This is a genomic window from Campylobacter sp. 2014D-0258 (assembly GCF_008000495.1).
GTDB classification, from domain to species: domain Bacteria; phylum Campylobacterota; class Campylobacteria; order Campylobacterales; family Campylobacteraceae; genus Campylobacter_D; species Campylobacter_D jejuni.
This window is the reverse complement of sequence record NZ_VOAR01000029.1, coordinates 13348-29778: the sequence shown is the minus strand read 5'-3', so window position 1 is coordinate 29778 and position 16431 is coordinate 13348. Positions and strand designations below refer to the sequence as shown.

Sequence of the window (16431 nt, the reverse complement as noted above, 5' to 3'; positions counted from 1 at the left end):
TATTTATAAGAATATAAAATTTTCAAAAGAAAAAATGTAAATAAAAGCTTACTTATAAGATGAAAAATTCTATAAGAAATATATAAAGAAGTTTTTAAAGGAAAAGTAATGGCTAAAGCAAAGCAAAATATAAAAAAACATTTATTGTTAAATAAATTTATAAATGATAAATCATTAGTGCAAAAGCTTGATGAAAGTTACGATTTTAAGAGCTTTTCTCAAACTATAAATTTGCAATATTATCAGCAAGAAAGTGTTAAAAATGCTTTAGCTATACTCTCTTTTTATATGAAAGATGAGTTAAATTCGCATGAATATAATCAAGAACGCAGAAGACTTTTAGAATTTTATCAAGATGAAAGTGAGAATTTAAAACTACAAAAAGAACATATCGCAAGAGCTTCATTTTGGATGGCTACAGGAAGTGGTAAAACTATAGTTATGATTAAACTTATAGCTTTGATACATGAATTTATTAAAAATAATCAATTACCTAAAAAACCCATCATGCTTTTAGCACCAAATGATAAGATTTTAAATCAATTCAAAGCAAATATAACTAAATACAATAATTATCACAGCAATTTTATCAAAATAAAAGATTTAAAAGATTTTGAAAGCATAGAAAAAGAAGCTAGTTTGTTAAATGAAGCGGTGGTGTATTTTGCAAGAAGTGATTTACTTGAGAGTGAAGAAAATGTAGGCAAAGATAAAAAAGCAAAAAGATTAAATTATAAAAATTATCTTAATAAAGATGGTTGGTATATATTGTTAGATGAAGCTCATAGAGGCGATAGTAAAACATCACTAAGAAAAAACTATTATCATGAGCTTGCTAGAGGTTTTATCAAAGAAGATGAATTTCCAAAAGGCTTTGTTTTTAATTTTTCTGCCACTTTTGAAGATGAAATAGACTTTATAACTTGTGCTTATAATTATAATCTTCAAAAATTCAATCAAGAAGGATATGGTAAAAATATAGCAGTTTTAAATGAGAATTTAGATTTTAAAAGTGAAAATAACGAAGAAGTAAAAATTAAAACGATTTTAGAAAGTTTTATAATATTCAATGCGATCGTAAAATCAAAAGAAGAATTGTTTTTAAAAAGATCAGACTTTAAATATCATAATCCTTTAATCATAGCAGTTTCTGATAAAGTAAATACTCAAGATGCGGGTATAAAAGCATATTTTAAGGCAGTGTATAATGTATTAAAAAATAAAGTAGATATAGGTAATATAGCTTTAGAGCTTTATAAAAAACTTCAAAATCAAAATTTGCATTTTGGTATAAATACGCTAAGCAATGATTTTTTGAAATATATAAAAAATGCAAATAACGATGAACTTAGAGAAAATATTTTTTATGCAAACGCAAATGCAAATTTAGAATGTTATAGTATTAAAGGAAATGATAAAGAATTAGCTTTTAAGAGTAAAAATTCAAACAAACCTTTCATGCTTTTAAATATTTCAAATGCAAAAGAATGGGAAAAAGATTTTTTACTTGAGCTTGGGGTAGAAAGCATAAGCGATATATCACAAAGTCATTTTGAAAACATCAATAGCTCACAATCTTCTATCAATATAATGCTAGGAAGTAAGGTTTTTTCAGAAGGTTGGGATAGCAATCGCGTAAATTTAATTTCTTTTATCAATATAGGCAGTATTAATGCTAAAAAATATGTTTTACAAACTATAGGAAGAGGTGTTAGAATAGAACCTTTCTTAAATATAAGAAAGAGGTTAAATACTTTAAAAGAGATGTTTAAAATTGATGAGCGATGTGTAAATTTAGCATGTAGTTTAGAAACTCTTTTTGTAATGGCAAGTGATAATGAAGCCATAAAAGCTATTATAGAGGGTATAGAATGCGAATTTATGGAAAGTAGGCATTTAAAAGGATTTAAAGAAACAAAATTGTCGTTTAATTTACCTGTGCCAAAATACAAAAACGAAGCAAAACTAAAAAACATTTATAAAATTTCAGAAAAAGAAGCAAAATCTTTAAAAGAATTTATAAAATCTTATGATGAGGATGTTTTGATTTTAGAGCAGTGTTTGTATAAAAATTTTAAATATTCTACATTAGAAGAATTTTATAAATTTAGCGATGGTAAAGAAAGTAAAATACAATTATCAGGAGATAGAGTAGAATTTAATGAAAAAACAACCTTAAAAACAATCAATAGTGTGTTAAATTCTAATGCTAAAGTTTTGGATAAATTTGTAAAGCTAGAAGAAGAAATAACACACCATAGAAATATACAAGCAAAGTTAGATTTTGAAACTGTTCAAAAAATTAATAAGACTATAAAAGATGTTTTAAATGCAAAAAGCGAAGATGAATGGAAAGCAGACTTTGAAAATAAAAAAATAAATTTAGATGAGCTAATGCAAGGTATAAAAGAAAGTCAAAAAAACAAGGAAGTGCAAAATTATATAATTAGTGCAAAACTTAGCACGCATTATTACAACCCTTTAATCATTTACAATAAAAATGATAAAGAAAATAAGATTAATTTTGCCATTTCTAATAAAAGTGAAAAAGAATTTTTGGAAGATTTGGAAAGTAATTTAAATTTGTCTTTTTTTGAACAATATGAATGGTATTTTTCTAAATTGATAGAAAATCAAGATGAAATTTATATCCCTTATTTTGATGAAGAACAGCAAAAAGAAAGAAAATTTTACCCTGATTTTATATTTTGGTTGAAAGACAAACAAAGTGGAGATTTTTTTATATATTTTATAGATCCAAAAGGCTTAAAAATAGAAGATAATCCTAGATTTAAATTAAAAGGCTTTAAAGCAATATTTGAAAATAAAAATTTAACTTATGAAGATAAAAACATAAAAGTAAATTTATTTTTTTATAACAAAAATATCAACAACACTTCAGAAGAAATAAAAGATTTTGTTAGATCAAATATAGAGGATATTTTCAGATGAAAACCTTTTTAGTTTGCGCCTTAGAGCCTTCAGCAAATTTGCATTTAAAAGAAGTTTTAAAAGCTTATAAAAAAGACTTTGGCAAATTTGAACTTCATGGGATTTATGATGAGAGTTTATGCAAAGAATTTGATTTAAATTCTAAGCCACTTTATAGCTCACATGAGTTTAGTGCTATGGGTTTTATAGAGGTTTTACCTTTGATTTTTAAGTCAAAAAAAGCTATAAAAGAGCTTGTAAATTTAAGTTTTACTCAAAAAATGGATGGGATTTTATGTATAGATTCGCCCGCTTTTAACATACCTTTTGCCAAGGCTTTAAAAAAAGCAGGTAGCAAAATTCCACGCATTTATTATATCTTGCCTCAAGTTTGGGCGTGGAAAAAAGGTCGCATACCTATCATAGAAAGTCATTTTGATATTTTAGCTTCTATTTTGCCCTTTGATAGTGAATTTTTTAGTAAAAGCACTTATGTAGGCCATCCACTTTTAGATGAGATAAAAGAATTTAAAAATCAAGAAGACATTAACAATATACTTTCAAAAAAAGATGATGAAAAAACTATAGCCTTTTTACCAGGTTCAAGGCGTAGTGAAATTAGGCGTTTGATGCCTATTTTTAAAGAACTCTCGCAAAAATTTAAGAGTGAAAAAATTCTTTGCGTTCCCCCGTTTAATCTTGAAAAATTAGAACTTTATGGTGATATTGGCGAATTTAAGATAGAAAGTAATACCCCAAAAGTGCTTAAAAAAGCTGATTTTGCCTTTATTTGTAGTGGAACGGCTACTTTAGAGGCGGCTTTGGTGGGAACTCCTTTTGTTCTTGCTTATAAAGCAAAGGCTATTGATATTTTTATTGCAAAACTTTTTGTAAAATTAAAACACATAGGACTTGCAAATATTTTTTGTGATTTTGCTAAAAAAGAAGCTTTAAATCCTGAATTTTTACAAGATAAAGTCAATGTTTTAAATTTATATGAAGCTTATAATAAATATGATTATAAGGCATTTTTTGCTAAAGTTGATTTTTTAAAAGAATATTTACAATTTGGAAGTGCTAAAAATTTAGCAAAAATCCTAAGCGAAATATAAAAGGATAAATCATGCAAAAAGAACCAATGAGTCAATTTGGCTATGATAAATTAGCCGCAGAATTAAAAGATTTAAAAGACAATCAACGCCCTGCCGTTGTAATAGAAATCGATACAGCAAGGAGTCATGGGGATTTGAAAGAAAATGCGGAATACCATGCTGCAAGAGAAAAACAAGCTTTGATAGAAAGTCGTATTGCAGAGCTTAGTGACTTGCTAGCAAGAGCTCAAGTGATCGATCCTTCAAGCTATGAACATGATAGTGTGAAATTTGGTTCAAGTGTTGTGATCATGGATTTGGATACAGAAAAAGAAAGTAAATATACTTTAGTAGGAATTTGCGAAGGAGATTTAGATAAGGGTTATATTTCCATCGCATCTCCAATAGCAAAAGCTATGCTTGGGAAAAAAGAAGGAGATGATTTTAAAGTGCGTTTGCCAAAAGGTGAGAGTGAATTTGAAATCCTTTCTATAAATTATGAGCCTTTGAAATTTTAAGGATAAAAAATTTTACTACAAAATGGAGCGATTTTAATCGCGGATGCTCATGAAAATGAACAAAGAAAGGGATTTTGGGAATTTTTACAAGCCTTAAAAAAAGGTAAAATTTCCACCCCTCAACTCATACTTATGGGTGATATTTTCGATTTGCTTATAGGCGAAATCTCTGCTACACATGAATTTGCTAAACCTTACATAGAACTTTTAGAAGAACTAGCCTTAAAGATTGAAATTATCTACTTAGAAGGCAATCATGATTTTAATCTTTCTTGTTTTTTTAAAAGGGTAAAAATTTTTAACTTACAAGAGCAGCCCATAAAGCTTAATTTGCATACAAGTAAAGGTAATAATCTTGTTTTAAATAATGCTTTTATAAAATTAGCTCACGGAGATATTTTTTTACCACCTCTTTTACAATCTACTCTTAAAACATTAAGAAATCATTATTTGCTTGTATTTTTGAATTTTTTAAATATTATTACTCGTAATTTTATTTCAAATAAAATTCTTCAAAATCAAAATAAAAAAAACCTTTTTTATCAAATAAAAGATTTTGAAAATTTAGCGAAAAAAAGATATGAAAAATATGAAAATTTAGGATTTTGGGTATGTGAAGGACACTATCATCAAAATCATCAAATCAACAAAGAAAACATTAAATATCTTAACTTAGCTAGTTTTGCATATGAGAGAAGTTTTTTTGTAGTAGAATATCAGCAAGAAATCAAATTTCGAGAACAGAAATTGAGGGGTCAAAATGTTTGATGAAAATATCGTGAAAACGGGTTCAAATGAAATGGAGCTTGTCGATTTCCGTATCTTTAAGCAAGGGCACGATAAAGTCTATGAAGGAATTTATGGTGTAAATGTTTCTAAGGTAAGGGAGATTATAAAAATCCCAAACCTTACAGAACTTCCAGGTGTACCTGATTACATCGAAGGTATCTTTGATCTTCGTGGAGTGGTTATACCTGTAGTCAATCTTGCCAAATGGATGCAAATCACTGAGCCAGAAAGCACTATGCTAAAACCTAGAGTTATTATTACTGAATTTAGCAATATTCTTATTGGTTTTATAGTTCACGAAGCAAAAAGAATTCGTAGAATAAACTGGAAAGATATAGAACCAGCAACTTTTTCTACAGGATCAGGTGCTTTAGATAAAGGTAAAATCACAGGTGTAACACGCATTGAAAATGATGAAGTGTTGCTAATTTTAGATCTTGAAAGTGTTGTTGAAGATTTAGGAATTTACGCTCCAAAAACAGATATAGATTTTGGAAAAATAGAAAAATTTACTGGAACAGCACTTATACTTGATGACAGCATGACTGCTAGAAAACGCGTCAAAGAAATGATGCAACAGATGGGCTTTCAAGTTGTTGAAGCTAAGGACGGCGTAGAGGGCATAAACAAATTAGAAGAATTAAGCCAAGTTTATGGTGAAAGTTTAAATGATACTTTAAAAATTATAGTAAGCGATGTCGAAATGCCACAAATGGATGGTTTCCACTTTGCTGCACGCATTAAAGAAGATCCAAGATTTAAAGATATTCCTATAGTCTTTAACTCGTCTTTATCAAATGAATTTATGAATGAGAAAGGTGTTCAAGAAGCTGGTGGAGAAGGCTATCTTGTCAAATTTAACGCTAGCGATTTCTTCAATGAAATTGCAAAGGTTATTAAAAAACATCAATCTCAAGAACAGGGGTAAAATATGGAAGATATGCAAGAAATACTTGAAGACTTTTTGGTTGAAGCTTTTGAGCTTGTTGAGCAAATCGACCATGATTTAGTAGAGCTTGAATCAAATCCAGAAGATTTAGAATTATTAAATAGAATTTTCCGTGTTGCACATACGGTTAAAGGATCATCAAGTTTCTTAAATTTTGATGTTTTAACAAAGTTAACTCACCACATGGAAGATGTTTTAAACAAAGCAAGACATGGCGAGTTAAAAATAACTCCAGATATCATGGATGTGGTTTTAGAGTCTATTGATAGAATGAAAACTTTGCTTAATTCCATTCGTGATAATGGCAACGATACTGCTATTGGTATGGATATAGAACCAATTTGCGCAAGATTAACAGCTATTTCAGAAGGAGAGTCTCCTGTTGCGGCAACAGATTCAAATGAAAAATCTACTCCACAAGCAGAACCAGAAGCACCAAAACAAGAAATAGCTACTCCAGAACCTGAAGTAGATGTTAATCAATTAAGTGATTCTGAAGTTGAAGCTGAAATAGAAAGACTTTTAAAAGTTAGAAAAGCTGAAGATCAAGCTCGTCGCGCACAAAAAAAACAAACAACAAATGCGGCACCTAAACCGACTAACAATACAGCAAATAAACCTGCGGAAAGTGGAGAGAAAAAAGTTCCTGCTTCAGGTAGTAATGCTAGCAGTATGGATCAAACCATACGCGTGGAGGTAAAAAGATTAGATCACTTAATGAATCTAATTGGGGAGCTTGTTTTAGGTAAAAACCGTTTGCTTAAAATTTACGATGATGTTGAAGAGCGTTATGAAGGAGAAAAATTCCTTGAAGAACTTAATCAGGTTGTAAGTCAATTAAGTATTATTACAACTGATGTTCAGCTTGCTGTAATGAAAACAAGAATGCAACCTATAGCAAAAGTTTTCAATAAATTCCCAAGAGTTGTTCGTGATTTGAGTCGTGAATTAGGAAAGCAAATAGAACTTGAAATTACAGGTGAAGAAACTGAACTTGATAAATCTATCGTAGAGGAAATTGGCGATCCTATCATGCATATGATTAGAAATTCATGTGACCATGGTGTTGAGGATCCAGCAACTCGTGCAGCTAATGGAAAACCTGAAAAAGGTATAGTTCAACTTAAAGCTTATAATGAAGGCAATCACATCGTTGTAGAAATTACAGATGATGGTAAAGGACTTGATCCAAATGGCTTAAAAGCAAAAGCTATAGAGAAAAATTTGATTACCGAAAGAGAAGCAGATCAAATGACAGACAAAGAAGCTTTTGCTTTGATTTTCAAACCTGGTTTTTCAACTGCGGCTAAAGTAACAAATGTTTCAGGTCGTGGCGTAGGAATGGATGTTGTTAAAACCAACATCGAAAAACTAAATGGGGTAATTGAAATTGATAGTGAGTTAGGTAAAGGAAGTTCATTTAAACTTAAAATTCCTCTTACCTTGGCAATCATTCAATCTTTACTTGTAGGAACTCAAGAGGAATTCTATGCAATTCCACTTGCAAGCGTTCTTGAAACAGTTAGAGTGCCAATTGATGATATCTATACTATCGAAGGTAAAAATGTATTACGCTTAAGAGATGAAGTGCTTTCTCTTGTGAGACTTTCAGATGTATTTGGAGTTAAACAAGTCCTTGAAAGCGGTGATCAAACTTATGTCGTTGTTATAGGGGTAGCAGAAAGCAAGCTTGGTATTATAGTAGATACTCTTGTAGGACAAGAAGAAATAGTTATTAAATCCATGGGTGATTATTTACAAAATATCCAAGGCATAGCAGGAGCTACAATCCGTGGTGATGGTAGAGTGACATTAATCATTGATGTAGGTGCTATGATGGATATGGCCAAAGAAATTAAAGTTGATATTAAAGCGCAATTAGAATCAAGCGCGAAAAAACCTAAAGAACAACCAAGTGATTATAAAGTCTTAATTGTAGATGATTCTAAAATGGATAGAACCTTAATGCAAAAAGCTTTAGAACCGCTAGGAGTTAGTTTAGTTGAAGCAACAAATGGTGTTGAAGCATTGAATATTATAAAATCTGGCGAACATGATATTGATGCAATGCTTATAGATATCGAAATGCCAAGAATGGATGGATACACCTTAGCTGGTGAAATTAGAAAGTATTCTAAATATCGTAACCTACCACTCATTGCAGTTACTTCAAGAACAAGTAAAACTGACCGCTTAAGAGGTGTTGAAGTGGGTATGACTGAATATATCACTAAACCTTATTCTCCAGAATACTTGGAAAATGTGGTTAGAAAAAATTTGAAACTAGGATAAGAATATGAGTAATGAAAAATTAGAGCAAATTTTGCAAAAACAGCAAACTCAGATGGCTGGTCCTGATGTCGATCAAAGAGAAGATGATATCATCCAACTTGTCGGCTTTGTAGTTGGAGATGAGGAATATGCGATTCCAATTCTTAATATACAAGAAATCATTAAACCTATAGAATATACTAGAGTTCCTAGTGTACCTGATTATGTTCTAGGGGTTTTTAATATGCGTGGTAATGTTATGCCACTCATTGATCTAGCTCAACGCTTTCATTTAGGAAGTTCTAAAATGACACCTCAAACAAGATATATTGTTTTAAGAGGTGAGACAAATGGAACTGGAGTTGGAGGAAATGCTGGTTTTGTTATAGATAGATTAACTGAAGCAATTAAAATTCACAGAAACAGAATCGATCCACCACCTGAAACTTTAGTTAAAGACAAAGGTATGATTTATGGTATAGGAAAAAGAGATGAAAATATCTTAACTATACTCAAAGTAGAAGCTTTACTTAAGCGCGAATTTTAATGATTAAACTTTGTGTTTTTGACTTTGACGCTACTTTAATGGATGGTGAAACCATCGATATTTTAGCTACAGCGCATGGCAAGGGTAATCAAACAAGCGAAATTACCCGCCATGCCATGGCTGGAGAGCTTGATTTTTTCGAAAGTCTTCAAAAACGAGTAAGCCTTTTAAAAGGTATGTCTTATAAAAAAGTTTTAGAATTAGGTAGCACACTTCCACTAATGCATGGAGCACATGAACTTATCCAATATTTAAAATCTAAAAATATACATATTGTTATTTTTAGCGGTGGTTTTCATGAAGGCATAGATCCTGCTATGCAAAAACTTGGAATTAACCTTAGTTTTGCAAATTATCTGCATCATAAAAATGACATTTTAACAGGGCTAGTTGGTGGGGAAATGATGTTTTCAAATTCAAAAGGCTTAATGCTACAACGATTAAAAAGCTTTTTAAATTTGAAAACAGATGAAGTGATGTGTGTTGGCGATGGGGCAAATGATTTGGCAATGTTTAACGAAAGTGGATTAAAGATTGCATTTTGTGCTAAAGAAATTTTACGTTCCCGAGCTGATATTTGCATAGATATAAAAGACTTAAAAGAAATAATAAAGGTAATATAATGAAAAATTTTTCTCTTTGGTGTGATTTTATAGAAAATAGTTTTTTAGATAATGAATTTTTAAATTTATTATCACATGGAATTAATGGTGCTACTTCAAATCCTGCTATTTTTAAAAATGCTATTTTAAATTCTCCAATTTATAAAGATAAAATTCTTAAATTAAAAGGAAAAAGAACAAAAGATATTTATGAAGAATTAGCAATTTCTGATATTCAAAAAGCAGCTGATAAATTAGCCCCTCTTTTTTATCAAAAAAATGATGGATTTATAAGTATTGAAATAGATCCAAGACTTCATGATAACACGACTCTTAGTTTAGGCGAAGCTAAAAGACTTTATAGTGCTATTAGCAAAGAAAATGTAATGATTAAAATTCCAGCTACAAAAGCTTCTTATGAAGTAATGTATGAACTTATGAAAAATGGTATTAGCGTCAATGCTACCTTAATTTTTTCTCTTGAACAAAGTCAAAAATGTTTTGAAGCTTTAAATGCAGGTTTAGTCGAATTTAGAAAAAACAATATAGCCTTAAAAGAACAAAATACTAGAACACCACAAGCTGTTATAAGTATTTTTGTAAGTCGTTTTGATAGACTTTTAAATCCTAAAGCCAAAGAGCAAAATCGTATTGGAATTTTAAATGCAAATTTAGCTTATAACAATATCTACTCAAAAAATGAACCTAATATTCGCGCCTTGTTTGCAAGCACTGGAGTTAAAGGAGATGATCTGCCAAAAGACTATTATATCAAAGAACTTCTTTTTGAGAATTCTGTTAATACTGCTCCTCTTGATGCAATAGAGGCATTTAAAGGAAAAATGGATTTTAAAAAACCTTTAATGAATTTTGAAATTTATACAGAACTTAATCAAATCATTTCTCAAAGTGAACGAGAAAAAGCTTGCAATGATTTGTTAAGCGATGGCATAGAGCAATTTTGTATTGCTTTTGAAGATATTTTAAAAGCTCTTTAATTAACGTATTTTTATCATTTTATTCTTTGAAAGTTTTAATATTTTTGATGGGATATTTTCGAAAAATTTCTCATCAAGTATTATATCAGCAACACTTCTAGCCCATTCTTCATCAAATTCTTTTCCATGCTTGTTTGCCGAAGATGAATAAAAATAGCCATTTTTACTTAAAAAATTCGCATGTTTACACTCTTTCACAATACGAATGGCCTGATTATTTGGATAAATAAAAGTTGTTTTTTTAGAACGACGTACTAAATTTTTAAAAGATTTTGGAATTCTTGCTAAACTTTTTAACTCGCAAAATTTCGCAGAAGTGATTAAGCAAGGTTGATTTTTATCTCTACCTTTTAAAGCATTAATCTCTTCTAAATTTTTACTTAAAAATCCTACCGTAGTATCTGTTTGAGCTAAATAAATCAAGATTTAAGCCACTCTTGCAAACTCTTTACATCTAGGCAAGATTTACTCTGTATAGCTTTAATCGATTTTGCACCTGCTAAAGCTGATCGTAAATTTGTAAAATAAGGTATTTTAAAACGAATAATATTTTCACGAATTTTTTTCGTATCACCTTTAAAACTGTGATTATCACTTGTATTGATAACTAAGTGAATTTCTCCATTTTTCAATTTATCTTCAACATTGGGGCGTCCTTCTGAAATTTTATGTACAAGTTCGCACTCAAAACCACTTTCTAAAATTTCCTTACAAGTTCCCCCTGTTGCCATAAGCTTAAAGCCAAGCTTTACATATTCTGCAGCGATTTTTTTGGTATATTTTTTATCCTTATCTTTTAAGGAGATAAATACCACGCCTTGCTCTGGCAGATGATTAAACGATGCGATTTGACTTTTTGCGTAAGAATTTGCAAAATCCTTACTTATACCCATAACTTCACCCGTTGAACGCATTTCAGGGCCTAATTCTAAATCACTTCCGCTAAGTTTTGCAAATGGAAATACTGCTTCTTTTACGCTCATATATTTTGGAGTTTTAGGGCGTAAAATTTTAGTATCAAAATTAACCACTTTGAAAGTATCATAAAATTTTAAAGCTTCTTTTAAATTTCCTTGCCACATCACACGCGTTGCCACTTTTGCTAAAGGAATACCCGTAGCTTTACTAACAAAAGGCACAGTACGACTAGCTCTAGGATTTACTTCTATCATATAAAGCTCATTATTATGTAAAGCAAATTGTATATTTAAAAGCCCTACAACTCCTAAATTTAAAGCAATATCTGCGGTTTTTTGTGCAATAAATTCTTGCATTTTTTCATCGATATTACAAGGTGGTAAAGAACAAGCACTATCGCCTGAATGAATTCCTGCTTCTTCTATATGCTCCATAATTCCTGCCACATAAACATCTTTGCCATCACAAATCGCATCAACATCAATTTCTGTAGCATTGTCTAAAAACTGATCGATCAAAACAGGACTTTTATCACTCACATCCACAGCTTCTTGCATATAGAGTCTAAGTTCGGCCTCATCATTTACCACACGCATCGCACGCCCACCTAAAACATAACTTGGTCTTACAAGCACAGGATATCCTATATCACTAGCTTTAAGCACCGCTTCTTCCACACTTGTTGCAGTGGAATTTTTTGGCTGATTAATACCTAGCTTTGTAATAAATTCAGCAAATTTCTTTCTATCTTCTGCCATATCAATTACTCTTGCACTAGTACCTATAATTTTAGCTCCAAAAGCGCTTAAACGCTTAGCAAATTTCAAAGGAGTTTGTCCGCCAAAATGCACAATCACTCCATCAGGTTTTTCACGCTCAATCACCGCTCTTAAATGTTCAAAATCAATAGGCTCGAAATACAAAATATCACTTGTATCATAGTCAGTCGAAACGGTTTCAGGATTACAATTATACATAATAGTTTTAATACCCATATCTTTAAGCGCAAAAGAAGCATGTACGCAAGCATAGTCAAATTCTATACCTTGTCCTATGCGGTTTGGCCCCCCGCCTATAATCATCACTTTTTTTTCTTTTTTATCCTTAGCATCGTTTTTACTTTGAGTAAGTTCGCTTACATTAATACTTGAATAAAGATAAGGAGTTAAAGCTTCAAATTCACCCGCACAAGTATCCACTTCGCTAAATTCTGCAATGATTTTTTGCTTCATTCTTGCATAATAAATATCATTTTGGCTTAATTCTAAATTATCTTTCAAATTTACAAGCAAGGCTATCATTTTATCTGAAAAACCCATAGTTTTTGCTTTTCTCAAAGGAGCTTTATTGTTTAAAATATCCATATCAATTTGCTCTTCAAAATCTACAATTTCTTTAATCTGTGTTAAAAACCAAGGATCTATTTTACAAAGCTCATAAAGTTCTTCTACGCTAAAACCTTCTCTAAAAGCTTGAGCAACATAAAGCAAACGCTTTTCATTGGCATTGCGAATTTTAAAAACAAGATCATTTCTATCTTCAAATTTTACTCTATCAAAACCACTCAAAGAACGCTCAAGAGAACAAAGTGCTTTTTGTATACTTTCTTTAAAAGTACGTCCTATAGCCATCACCTCACCCACACTTTTCATAGCTGTACCTAAAGTTGTGTTTGCCCCTGGAAATTTTTCAAAAGTAAAGCGAGGAATTTTTGTTACAATATAATCAATCACAGGCTCAAAAGATGCAGGAGTTCCTGTAATATCATTTTTAATCTCATCTAAACTAAAGCCTACTGCCAAAAGTGTCGCAACCTTTGCTATAGGATAGCCCGTTGCCTTAGAAGCTAAAGCACTTGATCTTGAAACTCTTGGATTCATTTCTATAACTATCATTCTTCCATTTTTTGGGTTGATAGCAAACTGCACATTACTTCCGCCTGTATCTACGCCAATTTCACGCAAAATAGCAAAAGAAGCATTACGCATAACTTGATATTCTTTATCCGTCAAAGTTAATGCTGGAGCTATTGTAATACTATCTCCTGTATGAACTCCCATAGGATCGATATTTTCTATACTACAAACTATGATACAATTATCCGCTCTATCGCGTATAACTTCCATTTCATATTCTTTCCAACCCAACAAACTTTCTTCAATCAAAATTTCATGGATAGGCGATAAAGCTAAAGCAGTATTGGCAAGTTCTTTAAATTCGTCCATATTATAAACCACACCACTTCCAGTACCTCCTAAAGTATAAGAAGCACGGATCATCAAAGGAAAGCCAATTTCATCTACAGCTTTTAAAGCTTCATCATAATTATACGCATACATCGATTTTGGCAAATCCATGCCGATTTTTTTCATACATTCTTTAAAGACCTGACGATCTTCACCTTTTTTAATCGCCTCAGGGTTTGCACCTAAAAATTTCACATCTCCTAAAAGTCCACTTTCATAAACTTCCATAGCAACATTTAACGCTACTTGTCCACCCATGGTTGGTAAAATTGCATCAATTTTTTCTTTTTTAATAATACTTAAAATACTTTCTTTTGTTATGGGTTCTATATAAGTCGCATCTGCAAATTCGGGATCTGTCATGATGGTTGCAGGATTTGAGTTGATTAATACTACACGATATCCTAATTCTTTTAAAGTCTTTGCGGCTTGAGTTCCAGAATAATCAAATTCACAAGCTTGTCCTATCACAATAGGACCACTTCCTATAAGTAAAATGCTTTTAATATCTGTTCGTTTTGGCATAAATTTTCCTAAGAGCATAAATTTGGGCTGATTATAACAAAAATTAGTTTTATAAACTTTGAAATTATCGATATAATTTAAAAAATAAACACTCTGCTTTTAATCTAGGAAATAATACATAAATAAATTTAAGATTTTTTATAAAATTCTCATTCGATTATAAAAATTTATTTGATAATTTAACAAAATTTTTAGCATTAAACAAAGTTATAATAATTAGCAAAAATATAGAAAATTTTTAAAAAGTCTAATCCTTGACTTATAAATTATCTACTACATATAAATAAGCAGGAATACTAATCTTAACATAAGGCTTTACTTCTACACTTTGATACATATCTTCATCATCAATTCTATTCACAATCCCAACAGGTATATCTGAAAAGAAAATATTATCAAGTCCACTTGTTAAAATTTCATCTCCGATATTAATTTTTGCCCATTTTGGAATAAATTTAACCACAATCCTGCCATCTTCACCTTGGATTAAACCTGGAGCTTTGGATTTTCCTATATAAACAGAAAAAACACACTGATCATCACCTTGTAAAAGAGCCATTGCTCTACCATTTTTATTAATAGCTATACCTGCGGTATATCCTTGATATATCAAACCACGATTTTTACCAACGGGAATTTTACTCCAATCTAACCATAATTTTTTATAATCATTCAATTGAACATAAGAAATAACTCTAGTTAAAGAAACTTGAGGTAAATATTTTGTAGAATTTTGATCCTCTAAAATACGATTTAATTGATTTGCAAAACTAGTTACCTTTACAGCAATATCTTCTAATTCTTTATTTCTAGCTTTTAGTTGCTGAATTTGATTTGCTTGATTAAAGTGTTCTGAAATTTTTTTTCCCAAATAATCTTTAATATTATAAAAATTACCTATAACAAAATCATTAACACGGAGAACATTTTGCTTGATAAGTCCTCCATAATAAAAAGATATAAAAACCAAAAAGGCCAAGACAAGAACATAAAAAATCTTATTCTTCATTGGTTAATTGTTGCAATAATGAAATTTCCTCTAAAGCTTTACCCGTTCCTTTTGCTACAGCTAAAAGCGGTTCATCTGCGATATAAACTGGCAAACGTACAATTTCACTTAAGTATTTATCAAAACCACGAATCAATGCTCCACCACCTGTTAAAACTACACCATTTTCTACTATATCACTTGCTAAATCAGGCGGCATCATTTCAAGAACCATTTTTAAAGCATCAGCAATTTCTTTTAAATACTCACGCATTGCTTCTCTTACATCTTCACTTGTAAGTTCAATACGACTTAAAAGTCCACTTACTTGATCGCGTCCTTTTACCACCATAGAAAGCTCTTTTGGAAGTTGTATTGCTGAACCTATAGTGATTTTGATCTCTTCGCCTGTTCTTTCACCTATGATAAGATTGTATTTTTCTTTTACATAATTAACTATACTCATATCAAGCTTATCTCCAGCCGTACGAATAGACTTTGAAATCACAAGTCCACCCAAAGAAATCACTCCAATCTCAGTAGTTCCACCCCCTATATCTACTACCAAATTTCCTTTAGGCTCTTGTATAGGTAAACTTGCACCAATAGCTGCTGCCATAGGCTCTTCAATCAAAAATACCTCTCTTGCACCTGCGCTTAAAGCACTTTCTCTTACCGCTTTTCTTTCTACTTGAGTTAAACCATAAGGAACAGAAATGATAATTCTAGGACGTAAAAAACTTTTTCTACGGTGTGTTTTTTCTATAAAATAGCGGATCATTTTTTCAGTCATATCAAAATCTGCAATCACGCCATCTTTCATAGGACGAATAGCTTCGATATTGCCTGGAGTTTTTCCCACCATATCTTTAGCTTCTTTACCTACGGCTAAAATTTTTGCTTTGGAACCATACCTTTCTCTTTCAACTGCCACAACAGAAGGCTCATTTATCACTATACCCTTATCTTTTACCAAAACTAGGGTATTAGCTGTTCCTAAATCAATCCCCATATCACTAGAAAAAAATCCTATAAGTTGATCTAATATCATTTCTATC

At 30.9% G+C, this 16431-nt stretch carries 13 protein-coding genes; 9 read left to right on the top strand and 4 right to left on the bottom strand.

Annotated features, from left to right (window positions below):
- The first annotated feature begins 108 nt into the window (after positions 1-108).
- Genes SR62_RS07830 through SR62_RS07790 form a run of 9 tightly spaced genes read left to right on the top strand, consistent with a single transcriptional unit; the run spans position 109 to position 10696 of the window.
- Positions 109-2952 (top strand): DEAD/DEAH box helicase family protein, encoded by a 2844-nt coding sequence (locus SR62_RS07830; protein WP_002893429.1) that lies wholly within the window; start codon positions 109-111, stop codon positions 2950-2952.
- Positions 2949-4043: a lipid-A-disaccharide synthase gene (lpxB, locus tag SR62_RS07825; RefSeq protein WP_052785453.1), complete on the top strand. Its 1095-nt coding sequence runs from the start codon at positions 2949-2951 to the stop codon at positions 4041-4043. The genes SR62_RS07830 and lpxB overlap by 4 nt, the downstream gene beginning before the upstream one ends.
- An 11-nt stretch (positions 4044-4054) precedes the next feature.
- Positions 4055-4540, top strand: a complete 486-nt coding sequence (gene greA, locus SR62_RS07820; protein WP_002851733.1) for a transcription elongation factor GreA — start codon at positions 4055-4057, stop codon at positions 4538-4540.
- Positions 4541-4549: 9 nt separating this feature from the next.
- Positions 4550-5308, top strand: a complete 759-nt coding sequence (locus SR62_RS07815; protein ID WP_345944266.1) for a UDP-2,3-diacylglucosamine diphosphatase — start codon at positions 4550-4552, stop codon at positions 5306-5308.
- On the top strand, positions 5301-6257 hold the full coding sequence (locus tag SR62_RS07810) for a chemotaxis protein (RefSeq protein WP_147502342.1): 957 nt from the start codon (positions 5301-5303) through the stop codon (positions 6255-6257). Before SR62_RS07815 ends, SR62_RS07810 begins: the two co-directional genes overlap by 8 nt.
- 3 nt (positions 6258-6260) lie before the next feature.
- Positions 6261-8570: a chemotaxis protein CheW gene (locus SR62_RS07805; RefSeq protein ID WP_002880525.1), complete on the top strand. Its 2310-nt coding sequence runs from the start codon at positions 6261-6263 to the stop codon at positions 8568-8570.
- Positions 8571-8574: 4 nt separating this feature from the next.
- Positions 8575-9096: a chemotaxis protein CheW gene (locus tag SR62_RS07800; protein ID WP_002826355.1), complete on the top strand. Its 522-nt coding sequence runs from the start codon at positions 8575-8577 to the stop codon at positions 9094-9096.
- Complete coding sequence (gene serB / locus SR62_RS07795) at positions 9096-9719, top strand: phosphoserine phosphatase SerB (RefSeq protein ID WP_147502341.1); 624 nt, start codon at positions 9096-9098, stop codon at positions 9717-9719. Before SR62_RS07800 ends, serB begins: the two co-directional genes overlap by 1 nt.
- Positions 9719-10696, top strand: a complete 978-nt coding sequence (locus tag SR62_RS07790; protein ID WP_002877809.1) for a transaldolase — start codon at positions 9719-9721, stop codon at positions 10694-10696. The genes serB and SR62_RS07790 overlap by 1 nt, the downstream gene beginning before the upstream one ends.
- Here SR62_RS07790 and SR62_RS07785 read toward each other — a convergent pair whose 3' ends face one another.
- The 4 genes from SR62_RS07785 to SR62_RS07770 form a co-directional block, all read right to left on the bottom strand.
- Positions 10697-11119, bottom strand: a complete 423-nt coding sequence (locus SR62_RS07785) for a hypothetical protein (protein WP_002851686.1) — start codon at positions 11117-11119, stop codon at positions 10697-10699.
- Entirely contained in the window at positions 11116-14385 is a 3270-nt protein-coding gene (gene carB / locus SR62_RS07780) for a carbamoyl-phosphate synthase large subunit (RefSeq protein ID WP_147502340.1), read from the bottom strand. The genes SR62_RS07785 and carB overlap by 4 nt, the downstream gene beginning before the upstream one ends.
- Positions 14386-14644: 259 nt before the next feature.
- Entirely contained in the window at positions 14645-15394 is a 750-nt protein-coding gene (mreC, locus tag SR62_RS07775) for a rod shape-determining protein MreC (RefSeq protein ID WP_004309094.1), read from the bottom strand.
- On the bottom strand, positions 15384-16424 hold the full coding sequence (locus SR62_RS07770; RefSeq protein ID WP_002857495.1) for a rod shape-determining protein: 1041 nt from the start codon (positions 16422-16424) through the stop codon (positions 15384-15386). Before SR62_RS07770 ends, mreC begins: the two co-directional genes overlap by 11 nt.
- Positions 16425-16431: the final 7 nt, after the last annotated feature.